Origin of the sequence: Bacillus carboniphilus (assembly GCF_020524035.2) — a bacterium.
GTDB lineage: Bacteria > Bacillota > Bacilli > Bacillales > JAIVKR01 > Bacillus_CC.
The window spans coordinates 3,527,480-3,545,573 of the sequence record NZ_CP129013.1 but is presented as its reverse complement, the minus strand read 5'-3'; the positions used below and the strand labels follow the sequence as shown (position 1 = coordinate 3,545,573).

The 18,094-nt window shown below is 36.1% G+C and carries 20 protein-coding genes; 11 read left to right on the top strand and 9 right to left on the bottom strand.

Annotation, left to right across the window (positions count from 1 at the left end; translation table 11 throughout):
- Positions 1 to 34: 34 nt before the first annotated feature.
- The 6 genes from LC087_RS19865 to LC087_RS18465 form a co-directional block, all read right to left on the bottom strand.
- On the bottom strand, positions 35 to 265 hold the full coding sequence (locus tag LC087_RS19865; protein WP_371932628.1) for a hypothetical protein: 231 nt from the start codon (positions 263 to 265) through the stop codon (positions 35 to 37).
- On the bottom strand, positions 237 to 3,212 hold the full coding sequence (locus LC087_RS18485) for a TIGR02680 family protein (RefSeq protein ID WP_371932627.1): 2,976 nt from the start codon (positions 3,210 to 3,212) through the stop codon (positions 237 to 239). The genes LC087_RS19865 and LC087_RS18485 overlap by 29 nt, the downstream gene beginning before the upstream one ends.
- Entirely contained in the window at positions 3,209 to 4,366 is a 1,158-nt protein-coding gene (locus tag LC087_RS18480; protein ID WP_226542393.1) for a TIGR02678 family protein, read from the bottom strand. Before LC087_RS18480 ends, LC087_RS18485 begins: the two co-directional genes overlap by 4 nt.
- A gap of 2 nt (positions 4,367 to 4,368) precedes the next feature.
- Positions 4,369 to 5,403: a TIGR02677 family protein gene (locus LC087_RS18475; protein WP_306019783.1), complete on the bottom strand. Its 1,035-nt coding sequence runs from the start codon at positions 5,401 to 5,403 to the stop codon at positions 4,369 to 4,371.
- Positions 5,345 to 5,872: a DUF2397 family protein gene (locus tag LC087_RS18470; RefSeq protein ID WP_306019782.1), complete on the bottom strand. Its 528-nt coding sequence runs from the start codon at positions 5,870 to 5,872 to the stop codon at positions 5,345 to 5,347. The genes LC087_RS18475 and LC087_RS18470 overlap by 59 nt, the downstream gene beginning before the upstream one ends.
- Before the next feature lie 283 nt (positions 5,873 to 6,155).
- On the bottom strand, positions 6,156 to 6,677 hold the full coding sequence (locus LC087_RS18465) for a tropomyosin (protein ID WP_371932626.1): 522 nt from the start codon (positions 6,675 to 6,677) through the stop codon (positions 6,156 to 6,158).
- 387 nt (positions 6,678 to 7,064) lie between these two features.
- Between LC087_RS18465 and LC087_RS18460 the strand changes: the two genes are divergently transcribed.
- Complete coding sequence (locus LC087_RS18460) at positions 7,065 to 7,478, top strand: hypothetical protein (protein WP_226542355.1); 414 nt, start codon at positions 7,065 to 7,067, stop codon at positions 7,476 to 7,478.
- Positions 7,479 to 7,492: 14 nt separating this feature from the next.
- Here LC087_RS18460 and LC087_RS18455 read toward each other — a convergent pair whose 3' ends face one another.
- Both LC087_RS18455 and LC087_RS18450 read right to left on the bottom strand, forming a co-directional pair.
- On the bottom strand, positions 7,493 to 7,939 hold the full coding sequence (locus tag LC087_RS18455; RefSeq protein ID WP_306019781.1) for a hypothetical protein: 447 nt from the start codon (positions 7,937 to 7,939) through the stop codon (positions 7,493 to 7,495).
- A 200-nt stretch (positions 7,940 to 8,139) separates the two neighbouring features.
- The gene (locus LC087_RS18450; protein ID WP_306019780.1) at positions 8,140 to 9,177 is read right to left on the bottom strand and encodes an SWIM zinc finger family protein; all 1,038 of its coding nucleotides are present in this window, start codon (positions 9,175 to 9,177) and stop codon (positions 8,140 to 8,142) included.
- A 305-nt stretch (positions 9,178 to 9,482) separates the two neighbouring features.
- On the opposite strand from LC087_RS18450, the gene LC087_RS18445 reads away from it, so the two are divergent.
- The 9 genes from LC087_RS18445 to LC087_RS18405 all read left to right on the top strand — a co-directional run bounded on the left by LC087_RS18445 (position 9,483) and on the right by LC087_RS18405 (position 16,233).
- Positions 9,483 to 9,911 (top strand): YwqH-like family protein, encoded by a 429-nt coding sequence (locus LC087_RS18445; RefSeq protein ID WP_226542351.1) that lies wholly within the window; start codon positions 9,483 to 9,485, stop codon positions 9,909 to 9,911.
- Positions 9,911 to 10,174, top strand: coding sequence for a DUF5344 family protein (locus LC087_RS18440; protein ID WP_226542349.1), 264 nt, complete (start codon positions 9,911 to 9,913; stop codon positions 10,172 to 10,174). The genes LC087_RS18445 and LC087_RS18440 overlap by 1 nt, the downstream gene beginning before the upstream one ends.
- A 32-nt stretch (positions 10,175 to 10,206) precedes the next feature.
- On the top strand, positions 10,207 to 12,141 hold the full coding sequence (locus tag LC087_RS18435; protein ID WP_226542346.1) for a T7SS effector LXG polymorphic toxin: 1,935 nt from the start codon (positions 10,207 to 10,209) through the stop codon (positions 12,139 to 12,141).
- Positions 12,142 to 12,153: 12 nt separating this feature from the next.
- Positions 12,154 to 12,621: a DUF600 domain-containing protein gene (locus tag LC087_RS18430; protein WP_226542344.1), complete on the top strand. Its 468-nt coding sequence runs from the start codon at positions 12,154 to 12,156 to the stop codon at positions 12,619 to 12,621.
- A gap of 148 nt (positions 12,622 to 12,769) precedes the next feature.
- The gene (locus tag LC087_RS18425) at positions 12,770 to 13,591 is read left to right on the top strand and encodes an HNH endonuclease signature motif containing protein (RefSeq protein WP_226542343.1); all 822 of its coding nucleotides are present in this window, start codon (positions 12,770 to 12,772) and stop codon (positions 13,589 to 13,591) included.
- 13 nt (positions 13,592 to 13,604) lie between these two features.
- Positions 13,605 to 14,033: a YrhA family protein gene (locus tag LC087_RS18420; RefSeq protein ID WP_226542342.1), complete on the top strand. Its 429-nt coding sequence runs from the start codon at positions 13,605 to 13,607 to the stop codon at positions 14,031 to 14,033.
- 622 nt (positions 14,034 to 14,655) lie between these two features.
- Positions 14,656 to 15,264: a DNA/RNA non-specific endonuclease gene (locus LC087_RS18415; RefSeq protein WP_226542341.1), complete on the top strand. Its 609-nt coding sequence runs from the start codon at positions 14,656 to 14,658 to the stop codon at positions 15,262 to 15,264.
- A 22-nt stretch (positions 15,265 to 15,286) separates the two neighbouring features.
- Positions 15,287 to 15,751 carry an immunity protein YezG family protein gene (locus tag LC087_RS18410; protein ID WP_226542340.1) on the top strand — a complete coding sequence of 155 codons (465 nt, stop codon included), beginning with the start codon at positions 15,287 to 15,289 and terminating at the stop codon, positions 15,749 to 15,751.
- 287 nt (positions 15,752 to 16,038) lie between these two features.
- The gene (locus LC087_RS18405) at positions 16,039 to 16,233 is read left to right on the top strand and encodes a hypothetical protein (protein ID WP_226542339.1); all 195 of its coding nucleotides are present in this window, start codon (positions 16,039 to 16,041) and stop codon (positions 16,231 to 16,233) included.
- A 442-nt stretch (positions 16,234 to 16,675) separates the two neighbouring features.
- Here LC087_RS18405 and LC087_RS18400 read toward each other — a convergent pair whose 3' ends face one another.
- Positions 16,676 to 16,837: a hypothetical protein gene (locus LC087_RS18400; RefSeq protein ID WP_226542338.1), complete on the bottom strand. Its 162-nt coding sequence runs from the start codon at positions 16,835 to 16,837 to the stop codon at positions 16,676 to 16,678.
- 161 nt (positions 16,838 to 16,998) lie between these two features.
- Between LC087_RS18400 and dndB the strand changes: the two genes are divergently transcribed.
- Positions 16,999 to 18,093 carry a DNA sulfur modification protein DndB gene (dndB, locus tag LC087_RS18395; protein ID WP_226542336.1) on the top strand — a complete coding sequence of 365 codons (1,095 nt, stop codon included), beginning with the start codon at positions 16,999 to 17,001 and terminating at the stop codon, positions 18,091 to 18,093.
- Position 18,094: the final 1 nt, after the last annotated feature.

Below are 18,094 nucleotides of genomic sequence, written 5' to 3'. Positions count from 1 at the left end.
TATTCGCCTTGATTTAGTATTTGCAAATTCGTTTTTAAACGGTTCGTACTGCTCCCCCAAAATCTTCTCCAAACCAGTCAGGCGTTTCCATCTCTTCTATAAAATCGATCATTCGATACTCTGTTAAATTTAATTGTTCGTTGAGATACGCCCTTGTGACTTGCTCTTGTACTCTTGAACGGTCATATTTTGAAAGTACCGCTTCAAATTGCTTTAAAATGGAGGACGCATCCACTTCATCCACCGTTAAGAAATCTCGGTCCACTTCTTTTTGAACACTTTGCTGCCACTCTAAGCTCATATTTGTCCAAAAAAAGCAAGTCTCTTTCATTGGCCTTTTGGTTATCAAGACACGTCGTTAATTCGACCTCTTTTTTAGGAAGAGCTTCATAATTTTCTTTCAGCTTTTCCTCCGCTTCCTTTAGCAAATATTGAACTTCTTGAATGCGATTTCTAACTTCATCGATTCCCTTTAGCTGAAGCTGCTGTTCAATCGACTGAATTTCAGCCTCCAACCTTGAATGTTGAGACTGTTTACTATTTTGTTCCCCTTTGACATGGTCTAGCTCTTCCTCAAGTTCCTCCATACGAATGGAAATTTGCGTTAATTTACTGGCTGCATGTGAAACTTGAAGCGACACTTGGACAAACTGATGAAGAAAATCAACATAACTGGCAGCCGCCTCTAACGCCTTCGTAATCTCCTCTTTTGTTAAATCGAGATTTAAATGGGCTCCCTTTTCGCGCAGTTCTTTCTTCACTAAATTTAGTTGTTCGTACACGCGCTTCCATTGTTCATCAATTCGTTGAAGTAAATCTTGCTCCTTTTCAACCTCTTGTTTTTTCGCTACTAGTTGTTCATGAAGTTCAAGTAACTCTTGATCCGTAGGAAGCTCTTCCTTCCAAGTTTCAACCCTTTGAAGTTCTTCTGTTAGCCCTTCGATTTGGTTAATGATCTCATCTAATTGCTCATGAAGCTGATGAAGCTTTTCTGTCCACAATCGAATTTGTTCCTGCTGATGACGTTTTCGAGCCGTTCGACCAATAAATTTCGATGTTCCTTCGTTTGGAGCATGACCAATCAGACACCCTAATGAATACGTACCGTCCACATCGAGGTGAAATCCGCCATCTTCTTTTTCCAAAGAAATACTTCGCAACACTTCATCCACAAGTTCATTCGTAATACCACAATCATCCTCTACATCCGGCATTAAGTAGTCCGCTAATGTATAACCTAAAACTCTTGGGTTAGGGACAACGAGCACATCTTCTTTAGGGGTTAAAGACTGATCCGTAATGACGCTATCTAAAACACCTGTCTTTTTTAAAGCTGATTCGATTCGCTCCCGCTGCTCTTCTGTCACATGATCTTGAAACTCAACAGCAGCATAAAAAGGAACAAAAGCCTTGTTCTCCTCTTGTAATTTTTGCCGATGCTGCTTCGTTCCTTCCGCGCGGTCAGGCTCAATCATTTTTTGTGTTTTTATGCGATGAAGCTCTTCGTCTGTTTGATCAATTTCCTTTAGCTTTTCATCCTTTTGTTTCTCAAGAAACTTCATTTCTGACTTCAACGTTGCTTCATATTGATGAAGGGCCATATAAAGCTGATCACGCACTTGATCATAGCGGTTTTGTTCATATAATCCTTGCAGGGAGCGTGAAATGCTTTGCCTTAATTCCGTTGAATACATCAGCTTAGGATGCTCCTCGATCCATTTAAAAACGTTACTTTCTAGTTGTTGATGCTGCTCGTCAAACCACTCTTTCAGATGGTCTAACTCTTTTTGCTTTTCATCAAGTTTTTGCTTCTTTTCAGAAGATTCGCGTTGCAGACGAAGATGCTCATCTCCTAACCGTTCCGCCTCTTCCGCACGTTTTTCTAATACTGCTAGTTTGGAGCGGTGATCTTTTGCTTCCTCAAGCCAAACAGTAAAATCAAACTCTTCCTTTTCTGCACGATTATAGTCACCCAGATTGATGTCGTGTTGATGAAAAGCACCCGCTTCTGCATCAAGGGCCAGCTCTTCTAAAATTTCTTTCGCCTTTTGTTCATGCTGTGAAAGCTCGATTTCCGTGTTTTCCTTTGCTTTAAATGCCTCTCGTAATTTCCCGCTATGCTCATCCCATTTTAGTTGCAGTCGATCGATCTCTTTTAAGATCGATTCTGCCTCTTGCTTTTTTTGCGTTTTATTTTCTTCAAGCGACCACACTTCATGTTTTTGCAAGGAATTTTTCTCATGCTCTGCTAGCTTCGCTTGATCCTCATACGTTCGTCTGTCCGCTTGTAATTGACTAATTTCCTTATCTACTTGTTGATGCTGCTTTTCTAAATGCTTTTGCTCTTTTTCAGCTTTCTTCTTTTTTTGTTCCGCTCTTTTCCATTGCTCGGCTCGTTCAGCTAAAATATATTGGTTATACGTATCATACATAGACTCAAGCTTTTGAATCGAAGTGGATTCTCTTTCAAGCTGTTCAAGCTGCTGACTCGCTTGGTCCATGTTTTCGATCGTATCTGATAAATGCCTGAGTTCATCATCTGTCAATGGAGGTAAAGCCGAATCTAAAATTTCATAAATAACCGTTGGCTTGAAATCTTTTGAAAGCTTCGGGCTTCTTAATTGAATTAACAGCTTGATTAAATCTTCATACGCCTCTGTAGACTGAAAACCAAACACATTTTTATTGACAAGCTCCATATACTCCCGCTGCGTATGAACAACATGTCCACCTTGAGCGATGCGATTTTCCAACTCCTTCGCTGATAAAGGAACTTTTTCGCCTTTATGCTTTTGCGCTAAATAAAACTCTTGTCCAATTCTTCGATTATCTGTAATAAGGAAGTACCACGTTTTAATGCCTTTATTTCGTCTCGCCTGCATGCCGATTCCTGTTGTGATATATTGCTCATAGTCTTGCTTCTTATATTCCATAAACAAATAGCCTGTCCGCTCGTCCCGATCGACAACCTCTTTTTCACCAAGTAAGTAATCTTCCATCTTCCGCGCTTTAGAGCCAAACGGATCGAGCCTGTCAGGTGATTTTTTTCCATCTAGTAAAACTGGTAAAAAACTTTGCATTGTCACTGATTTACCTGAACCATTCGACCCGCGAAGTAGCAATTTCCCATCACGGAAATAAAACGTTTCCTCGTCGTAATACCAAAAGTTTAACAAACCAGCCCGATTCATCACCCACCTAGAATTCGTCATTTTTCTTTCTCCTCCTTATAGTCTGCAGGGTATTCACCTGAAAGTACACCGAGTAGCGGTTTAATCTTAATCAATGAACTGTCGTCAATTTCAACCATCATCCAGTCTTTCATCGCCTCAATGAGATCACATCGAACCGCCTTTGTACTTTTTTCCTTAAAATATTTCGACCATCCCTTTTCATATTTCTCTCGAATCGTCTCCACCACTTGATCCATTTCTCCTTCCGTTAAAACGATTTCACCGTTTTCTTTAGGAGGATGCTTATCCAAATTCTCATGGAAATAAGCTGAAAGCTGTAAAATAATATCTGAAGACGCCTTCGTAGTCGGATAAAGCTTATGATATTGACGCGGCTCAGCTACCGATAAAAACGCCGTATTTTTAAAGACATGTAACTGATAATCACTATGCTTTTCAATATCATCTGACAAACGATTTCGGTACATGCGAATATACATAAAATCAGGGTCTTGCTGATCGAGTCGATGAAGACCAGGTGAAAAAAATAGTTTCCGATACACTCTCTTTCGCCTTTCGTCCTCTTGATTGAGCTTCCAATCATCCTCTAATAGCTCATGCCAATCTGTATAGTTCACAAAGTCCTCTGGATACGTTCTCATAAAATATCGACTATATACGGTCGCTTCATACAACACTTCTTGTTCTTCATTATAGTCAAATTTTCCGATATCCCCATCAATCGTTCGAATTAAATGAAAATCCATTAATATTTTGACCGCACGAATTAAGGATTTACGATGTGTATACAACGTCCAGTCCAAATCAAATTCACCAGGATAGTCCGCTTGAATTTCTTGGCATAAATCAGATAAAAGAAACTGTTCATCAACCGCCTTTCCTTCTAAAAACGCTAAAGCACAGCAAAAAATCGCATAGTCCATCGGCTCTTGAAAATGATCAATCCCCATCCAGCGCTCAGGTTCAACCGGAATTTTCTCTAGCTTAATAAAATGCTGGTGAACGATCAGTCGTAAGCCAAACTTTTCACTAATATAGCGGCGTAACACTTTTTCCCTCTCGCGGATGAGCTGATACCATTCTGGATGATCCGCCCGTAAAATCCAATAATAATGAAACAACAAATCCAAACCTTGAACCGCTTTTTCATCAAACTCAACGACTTGTTGCATTTTCATTTTGCTTCACCACCTTGCTTCACTAATTCAAACGTCGCATTCGGCATTCGTAGCGTTCCATCGTCTGATTTCAAATTAATCATATTATCACGATCAACCGTCACTTTAACAATAAATCCATAATCAGTTTTCACAACACCATTTTTGGTTGCCATCGCTTTGCCAATCCAACTAAGAAGCACTTTTCGGATAAAAGGCTCTACCTTTGTTATCGTTGACAACTCAATAACCCCTTCCGTCATATAGCGCTCAATTAACTTCATTTCTTGTTTTCTTTCATGTAAATATTGCTCTCGTTGCTTCTTTTTTTGTTCGGTATTTGACTTCATGGAACCAGGCTTCGTCTTTTCCCGATATTGATTCGTCCTCGGTTTAATGGTAAGCATAGTTGGCGCTTCATCCCATGTATCAGAATGAATATGGTCGGTCGTTCCTTCTTGCATGCGAAGATGCTGAATCGTCATGGAACCAAAAACTACCGAAGACAGTTTATGGGCATCATCTAGAGACGAACTGTCTGAAAACCATTTGGCTAAATGAAGATAGTCATTTTTCCGGCTCCGAAAGTTTTGCTGCCTTTCGCCAATGCGCTGAACATAGCGGGTCATGCGTCGAATCATTTCATTCGTTTGCCATTGCAGCCTCTCAAGCTCACTTTCTTGCGAACTGCCTCCTAAAAACCACTTTCTAAGTGAATCCCAATACTCTTCGTATTCTTTTTGCATCTCTTCTTCTGATATAGACGCGTCTTCCAATCTAGGGATGGACAATTGATGTTCTATTAATTTTTGAAAGAATCCATTCAGTTTAAGAGAACCTAATTCATGTAACCTTTCTCTAATTTGCAAAGAGGTCTTTTGAAGAGAAACGATAAAATCACGTAAGTAAGTCGTGAACTGATTTTTATAGACTAAAAAGGCTTCGGTCTGCATCCGTTGATCCGTTTGCTCACTATTAATATAGGCAATATAATCAGCCGTACTTGTCCGAATCGTTTGGAAATAACGAAAAACATCTTCCCAAATACGCATGTATTCTTCCGGTTTTTTTCGTTAAATTAGAATCAAGTTCCGATTGTAGATGAATAAGTGCTTGTAACAAACGTTCAAACTGCGAACGTTCCAGCGACCCTTGGAACGTATCACCCACTTTTTTCTCTAGTACGACAAGCATTCTCTCAATCTCAATCGTATAAGGAGTGGGTTGGTAACGGAACCGCTTCTTTTTATATTCTTCAACCGTTTTGGCATTCGTCATATCTTGACGAGCAATAAGGTTGTTCCATTTAACAAGCTGGGCGAGCTGCTGATGAAGCTGTTCCTCTTGATAATCAGAAAAAGCCGGAATTCTTCGCATATACTCGAAGATTTCTTCCGGAGCAATAAAATCTCTCATTCTTTCATGCTGATGATAAAAATACCGTAAAATCGTCCGATAATGTCCTGCTGAGTCCGCTGTTAAATAACTAGCCTCAACTACTTTTTTCATGGTTACGTCCAATGTCATCATCCTTGTATCTTTTCTATTACTTCTATTGTATACAATAATGAGACTTGGGGGGAAATGGAAAATAAGAGGGAGGTGATATGTAAGTTAGTCAAGACTACTACTTATCATTAAATTATTAGTTGGTCATTGCGTAATTATTGCATTGTGAAGGTATGTTGAAGAGCGAGAGTCGGTGTTAATGAAGAATTTTTAAGAATAGGGAAGGAAAAAGGTGTATTGTCGTAGGAATTCAAAAACCGTTCCTTCTTTTTGATCACGAACAATAAATAATTATTCACTTTTCTTTAATAATCATTTCATATTGGGCTTTAATATAAGTAATATCTTTTTCATTATTCCAGACCTTTTGAGCAAACAAATCAAGACTCGTTTCCATGCGATGAACAGCTTCTTTAATTTCCTTTTGCCCTTTCTCGAGGTTCCCTACTCGAGCATCTAAACGATCGACTTTAAATTCTAACCCACTAAGACGTTGGTCCATTTTCTCTACTTTTGTCTCTAAACCACTAAGGCGTTGGTCCATTTTCTCTACTTTTGTCTCTAAACCACTAAGGCGTTGGTCCATTTTCTCTACTTTTGTCTCTAATCCACTAATGCGTTGATCCATCTTCTCTACTTTTGTCTCTAAACCACTAAGGCGTTGATCCATCTTCTCTACTTTATTCTCTAAACCATCAAGTCTTTTTTCTACTCTTTCTACTTTACTCTCTACACTCGTAAGTCTTGTCAACGTTTCTTTTTGACCTTCAACTAGAGATGTTAAAATCGATTTTAATTCTTGATCCATTTCATTCATCCTTTCATTTTAAGTTTTGAAAAAGAGAAAGATTCTCTCCCTTCCTTTCGTGATTATACCACATCAATATAGGTATATAGTAACATGTGTTAAATAGATATTTTATACTTATTTTATTCTCGCAAAAATGTTATGTATGTAATGTATAAATTTAACAATTTAATTTATGTGTTACTATATTATAAAAGGCTAGTTTTTATATATTGGAAAAATGTTCAAAATCGCTCAGATGCATGTGGATTTAACTCAACAACACTTGGCTGAAAAAACTAGACAAAAGATTAGCTTAATCGAAAAAGGATAGTACAACCCCACGTTATAAATATGTTTAGCTAATTTCAATGCGGTTGATTAAATATTTTGAATCGACAAGGAGTGAGAGTACATTTGCAAAAAATAAAAGATGAACGATTAGTTTTAAAAAATTTGAAAAATATTCGATTGTTATTCGGCATTCAAACAGCTGGCATCATCGGAATTTTAGGCTATGACTTTATGACAAAAGGTGTAGAAGGAATGACTGATAATCCCCTATGGGTTTTATTTATCATAACAAGTATCATTTCTGCCTATTTATCAATGAGTATCACTGTGGATCAAGAAAAGAAAAAAGTAGATTCAAAAAAGCATTTGACTCTTTCAATTCTTTTTATACTCTTTGTGTCTACTGTCATTGGACTATATGCATTCATAACTAACGGTATAATGAACGGGTTTATACTTGGTGGAGTCGTCCTCATTTGTGGTTTAGCTCCAGTGATTTATCTTTATTATTTACGAACGAAAAACGCAGTAGAATAATCACCACTGCGTTTTTAGCTAACCTTCCCTAATTCATCAATAAAGGCTGGTCGCCGCGTGTATTTCTTTTTCAACCTTTCAACGAGTACTTGTACTGATTTTTTCCCAAAAATAGATTTATAATCCCGGATGGACCTACACACTTGGCGATAATTACTTCTGTTTTTTGAACGTTCTGCTTCCTTTAAAATAGACTGTTCGTATAATTCTTGTACTTCTTCTTTAAAGTCATTGACTAAAAAAGAAGCAAATTGAGCAACCTTATCCACATTTCCTCTACAATATTCAAGAAGCTCTCGATGCCTTTCCTCTTCCATCAAGATGCTTGTATACGTATACTCTTGATGATTCTTTTCTAAGACGAATAAAAGACCTTCCAAAACATCTGGCCATTCTGATTCTGCATAACAAGCTTTGAGCTTTTCATAATAGTTAAAATCCCCTCTTTGTACAAATTCCATTAACAAACGTTTTTGTTCGTTAACATTTCCTAGCTGTTCATAGGCAAATAGTTGATGCCTTTTCCACTTATCAGCTAACCCCCCACGAATCTTGATCCTCTTCTAACGCTTGTTCACAAAGATGTAGTACCCTATTATAGTCTTTCTTTTCCCTCAAGTTCTGGACAGCATGCTCTCGAAACTCATGAAAGTGAATATTTTCATACAAACGCTTCTTGTTTTTCTTTAGAGGCATGTAACTCCAATAATTTCAATTGAACCATCTTTATCTTGACAAGATCATATTTTGCCAACAAAGAATCTTCTTTTATCTGGTCAATTTGTTCTTCTAATAACGTTTCAAAATGCGTTCGGATCGAGTATCTAGTCGTTAGTGGGACAAGTGCTTCGAGTAATCGCATCCTCCATTCTGACCAATCATCATATCGATGATGCAAAGCTTCCTTCGTCACCTTTTCATAAATAGCTTCTCGTTCCTCTGGTGTAAATGTTGAGCCGTGCTCGAATAAAGCGTCATGAATTTTTTGAAGACATTCCTCAATCATCATTCCAGCACTTCCACCTGAATCATCACAATACTGTAACATGTCTATTACAGGTGGGAGTATGGTTAAATACAAGCTAACCCCTTCTCCAAACTTTCTTTCTTTGATTTTCTCACTTGCTTTACTAGACGTGATATATGCACCATGAAGGGCATCAGAAACACGTAACCAATCGACAAACCCGTGCCGATCTTTTTCTTGATTAATAGACTGTCTAATGAGCTTTTTAGCCTCTTTTATTTCATCCTCTTTATTTGCATACATAAATAAAATCTGTTGTTCAAGTTCAGGATGATCTTGGGCCATTGTTAAAACACAATGAACAAGTTGAGATTGACTTAAGCCTTTGACAACTTCTTCGATTGTAGGTGGGCTCTTTTTCGTTTCCTCTTTTTTAATTGGGGATGGGTTTGTATTCACCGTTTTTTTATACTCTCGAATTGCAAAAAATACCGCCACTTCATGCTTACAATGTCCTCCCCAGTCATACGGACAATCGCAAAAGGAGGAAAGAACTTCTTCATTATAGCCAAGTTTCACATCTACATCGTAGACATTTGACCCGTAAACAATTGCTGCAAATTGATTCGGTTCTGCTTCTACTAAACCTTCAACAGCATCTCCTTCATAATAATCTCTCCCCCTCTTGAGGATGGTATCATCAATAAATTCCTCAAATTGATCTAATTTCATTTTTTCACTCCGTTCATTACATTTTCGATTCTATTCCCATTATGGACTAATCGGATGATAAATAGTATCAGTACTTTTCAATAGTCTAACATCGCATTAAAGCTATTGTTTAGTTCAATACATTTAATTTTCATTCAGTATAAAATCACTAAAAATCTCATCATATTCGTTCTTTTATCCTGATTCCCCCAAAAATAATAGGTCATTTCTGACTATGTAGATTTAGAGGTTGCTATTTTATACTAATGAATATGGGAAAATATGTGTATCACCTACTATTCACCCTTTAAAAGGAGGAAAGGCTCATGGGATATTCAGATTTGCTCCACTCTTTTTCGAACCAAATTAATGGACAGTCAAAGAGTATTGAGGAAGATATTTCAAGATTGGAGAAGGCGAAGAAAAAACTTCAAGAGGAACAAAGTTTAGCTTTCAATGAAATCAAACAAATTGAGCGTCCTGAGCTTGGCTCTCAATGGACGGGCGACCATTCTATGACCTTTGACGATGAAAGAACAGCCGCTTATGAAGAAATGAAACGAATTGTCAATCACAAAATTGATGATTATGGCTGGAAAATCGATTCAAAAATTAATCAATTAACCCTCCAAAAGGGTGCACTTGGCTTTGCGAGTACCTTGACCGATCAAATTGGCGACTTATTAGAGGTAGGTGAAGACGCCTTTGATGCTATTGAAGATAAATTTGCTCAAATTCGAAAGGTGTTATTTTAATGACAAACATTAAATTAGACTATGGAACGGTCATCAAACAGTTAGAGGAGATCGAGGGGATGGTTCAGAGGCTAGAAGGTTCTCTTTCTTGTTATTCCGTTGGAGTCAATCAACTTCCATTTATCGAACAGTGGGACGAACGAGAAGACTCGATAAACAAACTTGTTCGCCAGTATAAAGAAGAAGTTTTAAAAAGTATCGATGACACAAAAGCCAATGTTCAATTAATCAAAGATCAAGACGAAGCCGTCCTAAAAAATTAGCATTTTTGTTCAAAAAAGAAAGGGAATGAATAATGGAAAACCTAATCTATGAACGAGATTCTCTTGTTTCTGCTTCACAGGCAAGGATGCATGAATATGAAAATTTAAAAGAACAGTTTATGGAAGTAAAAAAGGCCATGTTAGGTCTAGTAGAAATGGATGCGTTTCAAGGAAAAGGAGCCAGCGCCATTAAAGGATTTTACCAAGCACAAAGCGAAGTGATTAACGCTTGGCTTGGTTTAATTGATAGGCAAATCGCCTTTTTAAAAGGAATTGATGGCGATACAGAAGAGGCAGGTTTAGGCGGTGAAACGACTGTCTACGTTCCTTTTCTTGAAGATGAATTATCCAAATCAATTAAACAATCAAAAGAGATGGTTCACCAGCAACAAGATGATATCAGCGCTATCCTATCAAGTGTTTCCGATTTGGTGGACATTGATGTGTATTCGACTGACCGATTTGAAGAAGCCATGGAAAACGCCGACAAAGAGCGAAAAGAGACCATTGAGGCTGTTGAACAACTCAATCAAAACTTGTTGAATGAATATCAACAATCAGAAATAAACCAAGGCTTCGTCGTCCAGCTCTATAGCGCACTCATTGATGCTACGACAAAAGGGGGCAACGTCTCCCCCATCCACTTTAACCTAAAGGCATTTAAGGAAAGCGATGTATATCAATTAAGAGACGACGTACAAAAAGCGACAGACGAATACGTAACGTTAAAAGATCAACAAGCGGAATACAGACAACTACAAGCAGCGGTCGAAGCAGAGAAAAATAAACCTTTGTATTTAAAAATGATAGATGGATTTAAGAACTTTACAGGGGAACTGACGGGCTATTATGATTATAAGAGAGCAACAGAAGGCGTCGATCCCATCACAGGGCGAGAGTTATCAACGGCAGAACGAGTAAAGGCAGGCGGATTGGCTCTAGCTGGTTTTATTCCGATCGCAGGTTGGGGAGGTCGTCTCGGTAAAGGTGGATTAGGTGCTTTAAAAACGTTTAAAGGCGTCAGTGCCGCCACACATGCCTTAGATGCGTATAAAGGAGCCAAGTCGTTTGATGTCCTTTATAAAACCGAAATGGGCATTTACGGGTTAGTGACCGCCAATGGCTTCGGAGAATACTTAACGGGTCAAGATATGTTCGGCAACCCTTTAACAGATGCCCAAAGAAAAGATAGTTTACATGGTGCCTTACTAGGCTTAACCATTGGTACAGCCGCTCATTCATTGAATAGGCAGGCTTCAGGTCAAACATTATTCCCATACAGCAAGGCCTATGTTGGACAAAAAGTCTCCCAGTCTCAACAAGCCTTATCGAAGTTAAGATCAAATATTGGTCAGTTGAGAGTTCCGGTTGGCGTTGAAGCCCAGCAACTCGCCACAAGTGCAGGAAGAGTCACAAACCTTAATCTTAATACGAAGACGCTGAGTGACGTGAAGCAGCAGGTTATGATGAAGGCTGAGGGAGGTAAGAAAAGTTTTAGTAAGTCCGAAAATGGTGTTATTAAAGATGGTAGTCATATTAATAAAATAGGAGAATTAAAACCAAATGTGAAATATCAAGCAGGTGAATATGATTATCAATATAGGACTGATGATAATGGAAGAATTAATGAGTTCAATGCTAATGACTTAAAATTAACAAAACGAAATAATAGGTTGCCTCATAAGTCAAATACACCTGGAAAAGAACCTGGTGATCATGCTGGACATTTAGCTGCAGATAGATTTGGTGGATCTCCAGATTATGATAACCTCGTTTCTCAATCAAGCAGTGTTAATTTAAGTAAATACAAAAAGTTAGAAAATAAATGGGCTAAAGCAATAGAAGAAGGAAAACATGTTTCAGTTAATGTTAAAATTCATTATGATGACGATGGTTTGAGACCAATTAGCTTTGAAATAAAATATATAATTGACGGTGTCATAAAAAAACAATTACTTGAGAATTAGAGGTGAAATAGGATGAAAAAAATATTTGAAGATTATTTATCTGAAATTCAAACTGATATGGTTGCTATTTGTTTAGAGTATGTTGAGGAAAAAGCTGAAGATATATATATTTATTGTTCATATGAACCTAAAATGTATTCTTTTGATGTGTTTTATAAAATAAATGGCATAGTGGTATTGAAGAATAAATTAAATGATGCTATTAAAGACAAAAGTAGAGATTTGTTTTTTTATGATACATCTGAAGATAGACAAGAAGCAGTATTAGACATTGGATTGAAGAACCTAAAAGAAATTCACAATAAATGTGAAGAATTTGGAAGAGAAATGCCTACAGAGATAAAATTACATTATGATGTGAAGAAAAATAGTTTAAAAGCAAACTATAGATATGACTTAATTTATACAAATGATGACGAACTATTACCGGATGATATTTTTGATTGTTGGTTCCAAGAAGTAAAGAAAAATAACCTTTAAAAGTATTAATCTAAAAATGATATAGTAATATTTTTTTCTTTTAACCCCTTGATTGCCTAATGTCAGGGGGTTTTCTATATTTAAAACAAAATTACTTATATATTGGTTTGATGTCCTTTATAAAACTGAAATGGGCATTTACGGGTTAGTGACCGCGAATGGCTTCGGAGAATATTTAACCCGTCAAGATATGTTCGGCAACCCTTTAACAGATGCCCAAAGACAAGATAGTTTACATGGTGCCTTACTAGGCTTAACCATTGGTACAGCCGCTCATTCATTGAATAGGCAGGCTTCAGGTCAAACATTATTCCCATACAGCAAGGCCTATGTAGGACAAAAAGTCACTCAATCCCAACAAGCTTTATCGAAGTTAAGATCAAATATTGGTCAGTTGAGAGTTCCAGTTGGCGTTGAAGCCCAGCAACTCGCCACAAATGCAGGTAGAGTCACGAACTTTAACCTTAATACGAAGACGCTGAGTGATGTGAAGCATGACTGGATCTGGAAATCGGAAACTGGTCCAGAACATATTGGAAAATTAAAAGGAGAGAATATACTACTAAAAGGTATCAGAGAGAAAGATATAACCTACACTAAACGCCCTAGGGAGGAATTCAAACAACTTAGGAATAAATTCAATAGCTCTGTCAGAAAGAACTTCTTATTAGACTTAACTAAAAGTGATAAAAAAATTAAAATACTACTTAACGCTGGATTAAGCAAAACAGATATTAATGATATGAAAAATGGTTTTGTTCCAGAAGGGTATCAAGTGCATCATAAATTACCTTTGGATGATGGAGGAACAAATGACTTCAGTAACTTAATATTAATAAAAAATGATCCTTATCACAAAGTATTAACTAATTCTCAAAGAACTCTAACTAGAGGGATCAAAGTTGGTGATTCAATAATTATTAAGTGGCCAATACCAAAAGGTTTTGTTTATCCAGAAACTAAAAATTGAGAGGGATGCTAAGATGATAGGGTTATTAAAGAAGATTGAGAACATAAAAAATACTGATGAAAAATCTATATTTTTATCAGCAAGTGAGGAAAGTATACTAACTACTAAAAAGTGGATTTTTGAGCGTTATAAAAAGAATATTTGGCTATATGAATATGAAAACTTTTTAAGATTAGTAAATGGATTAGATTTTAACGGATTGGTAATTTATGGTGCTGAATCATCAGAAGATAGTAATTCTCTGATTGGTGCAAATGAAATTTGGCTGGAAAATGAATGGGATAAAAATTACTTATTCTTTGGAGATTCAAGTATTTCCTGGTACTGTGTTGATGTTGATGATTTAGTATTTTATGAATTAGATAAGCCAAGTGGTGAGATAGTTGAAGAGTATAACAGCTTTGAAGGAATGGTAAATGCTGCTCTTAATAGTGTTTTATAAATATTGTTTCTTCGCTATTTAAAGTGTAATTCAAGTGAACAAATTCAATAAAGTGAATGGCTATGTTGATGTTCAATCCACGTTTTACTACTTGAAACAGGTGGTGATTACTGAGCAACTCATTCCCTTGTACGGTAATAATTTATCTAAACATTCACTGTGAATGACGAAGAGCCTAAGTATTCTTAAACATGAAAAGAGAAAAGACAGATAGACATTTTGACACTTGATTGTCTTTTTGGACGTCAAGTGTTTTTACTTTTATAGTTTACTTGTCAATTGTTTGCTTGAATTTCAAATTTAAAAAGTAAGATATTTAATACACAAACCATTCGACTTCATTTATAAAACCGAAATGGGCATTTACGGGTTAGTGACCGCCAATGGCTCCGGAGAATATTTAACGGGTCAAGATATGTTCAACAGATGCCCAAAGACAAGATAGTTTAAATGGTGCCTTACTAGGTGTGCCTTACTAGGCTTAACCATTGGTACAGCTGCTCATTCAGTGAATCGATAAGCTTCAAGTGAAGCATTATTCCCATACAGCAAGGCCTATGTAGGACAAAAAGTCACCCAATCCCAACAAGCGTTATCGAAGTTAAGATCAAATATTGGTCAGTTGAGAGTTCCGGTTGGCGTTGAAGCCCAGCAACTCGCCACAAATGCAGGTAGAGTCACGAACTTTAACCTTAATACGAAGACGCTGAGTGACGTTAAGCAACAGGTTATGATGGAGGCTGAGGGAGTTGGAGTTAAAAGGTATGTGGAGAACGGAAAACAGTTTTCTAATGGTAGAAAAAATAAGTTGAAACCAGATATTAGGTATAAAACTGGAAAGTATGATTATTTTTATGAAACTGATAGTCTAGGCAGAATCACAAAGTTTGAAACAGAGAATTTACAACTAACTGAGAGAAAAGACAGATTGTCACACAGCAGAAACACTCCAGGTAAAGTAAAAGGTCAAGATCATGCAGGACATTTGGTAGCTGATAGATTTGGAGGTTCACCTAAAATTGACAATTTAGTCTCACAATTATCTGATGTTAATTTAAAACAATATAAGAAAATTGAACAAGAATGGGCTGTTGCTTTGAAAGAAAAACCTCCTAAAACAGTAACAGTAGATGTTGAAATAGTTTACACAGGAAACGACTTTCGACCGAAAGAATTCATAATCAATTACTCTATTGACGGTAAATCTGGTTTTAAAATTATCGAAAACTAATTAAAAGAAGGGAAAAAATTTTATGAAAGAATTTGAAGATAGTTTTAGTGAATTGCAAGGGGATATGATTTCTATATGTTTGGAATATGTTGAGGATAGAGCTGATAAAGTTTATGTCTATGCTTCATGTGAAGAAGGAATTATTTCGAGTAGTTATTTTTATTTAATTAATAATACATATGTTGAACCTCATAAGATAAATGATTCCTTGAATGTTGATAATGAAAGATATGATGTATCTCCCAAACGTCAATCTATGGTGTTGAGAATAATATGTGAAGATATTCAAAAAATAAAATTATTATGTAAAGAATATGAAAGAGATATTCCAACGGAGATGAAATTAATATATGATGTAAAAAATGGGAATTTTAAAGCTGAATATAAATATGATTTAGTCTATACAAATGATGACATTAAAACAGCAGATCACATTGCTAATGAATGGTTTGAAGAGGTAAAAAAAATAACCTTTAATGTAACCTAAGAAACTAATGAATAAAATTCTAAGATACAAACAGAATAGCTTACTCTTCTTATTGTGTAATTGTCCGGTATTAATTTATCTAAACAATCACTGTGAATCACGAAGAGCCAAAATATTCTTAAACATGAAAAGAGAAAAGACAGATAAACAAATTGACACTTGATTGTCTTTTTAGACGTCAAGTGTTTTTGCTTTTATAGTCTACTTGTCAATTGTTTGCTTGAATTTCAAATTTAAATGTAAGATATTTAATACACAAATCACTCAAGGTCCTTTATAAAACCGAAATGGGCATTTACGGGTTAGTGACCGCCAATGGCTTCGGAGAATATTTAACGGGTCAAGATATGTTCGGCAACCCTTTAACAAATGCCCAAAGACAAGATAGTTTACATGGTGCCTTACTAGGCTTAACCATTGGTACAGCCGTTCATTCATTGAATAGGCAGGCTTCAGGTGGTCTCTTAACTACCATTCTTTAATCTTACTTCTATCGTATCACCGTCTACAACTTTTACTACAGTAGCTGATATGGTCTTCAAGTTCTTCCCTACCTGTGGGTTATTCTCTGATTCTTCATATTCAACTACTTCTTTATTTTGGTTATTTTAACCTGTATTACTATTATCTTCATTCGATAATTGACAGCTTGTTAACAAAAGAGTAGTATAAAGATAGTTTCCATTAGATAAGTACAAATAAATAGTTTGTTACTTAAAAAAGTTTTATTGTTTTTCATAGTATAACCTCTATTTTCTAATTCCCTTGATATTTTCCTCGTTAGTGTACTTTGAACCTCTTATCTAAGTCTGTAATTTAATTATTTTTCTGTGTGACAAATTTAAATAAAACTCAATTTTCCTTTTCCTCTTCTTGTTCCAGTTCTCTTCTCTTATTTTCATAATCCTCTTCAGTTGCATGATTCTATTGAGCACCAAGTACCATCTCAGACCATTCGCTATTATCAAAATTTTCTTTAATATATAGTTTCTTCAGCATATGTTTGAGTTGAAGTTCATTGTAAAGGCCATCATAGTAATCAAGAAATATCGCCTCCAAGTTTATTTTTAACTCTTCTCTATTCATAATTACTTACCTCCAACTTAAATATGTTTCGTTTATGCTCATTGAGATTTCATCTATATTTCCCCAAGTATAACACCCGAACTTCTTGACGTTTGTTCTCTATTTCTAGTAATATTCTAAATATAAAATACTAATTACGTACGTAATAGGGGTGTTTGTAAATGAATGCTGCTTTCAGTTATAACTTTCCATCCTTAAGAGGAGTCCAAGGTGGGAATGAATTCTTTGTTGCAATGGTACCTTTAAGATTAATACCTAGAATCTTTCTTTTTGATGAAGAAGAAATACCACCAGAACACCGAGCACAACGAATTATAAACAAATCTAGAATTCCTGATATTACTAATTATATCCTCGAAAACTCGAAGGAATATGTTTTTTCATCATTAACTGCATCTATTGATGGTCAAGTGCATTTTCAACCGTTTAGTGATGCACACGATTTTGAAGACCTAGGCAATTTGGTCGTATCCTTAGATTCAAAGTTTTTAATAAACGACGGTCAGCATCGGAGAGCAGCCATAGAAGAAGCTCTGAAAATTTCTCCAGACCTGGGAGAAGAAAATATCTCAGTTGTATTTTATCACGATAAAGGTTTAAAAAAATCACAACAAATTTTTGCTGATTTAAATAGACACGCGGTTAATACAACATCTTCACTTGGTATTTTGTACGATCATCGTGACCAACTTGCACTTCTCACAAAAGATATCATAGCAGAAACACCTTTGTTAGAACGATATACAGATAAGGAAAAAGTATCTTTATCAAAGAATTCTCCAAAACTATTTGCATTAAATCATATATTTAAGACAAATCAAAAGCTTCTAGGTAAAAAAAAGGGAGAATTCATCACAGAGGATGAGAAAACTTTTATAAAAGAATTTTGGGAAGTCCTTTGTGATTCTATTGTGGAATGGAAACAAGTATTAAATAAAGAACTAAACCCACGAGAACTTCGTGCTCATTATGTTGTAGCCCACGGTATTTTTCTTGAAGCACTTGGGATAGTAGGAAACTTCCTATATTATAATCATCCAACAGATTGGAAAGAGCACATTAAAAAATTATCTAACATTGATTGGAATAGATCAAACAGCAAAGATTGGTTAGGAAGAGCATTTGGCCCAACCGGAAGGATAAATAAGAATAACCAAACTATCCAACTTACAGCAAATATGATCAAAATAAAACTAGCCCTTCCATTAACTGAACAAGAAGAAGAGATGGAAAATACTTTGAAGCAAGGTGTCTAAT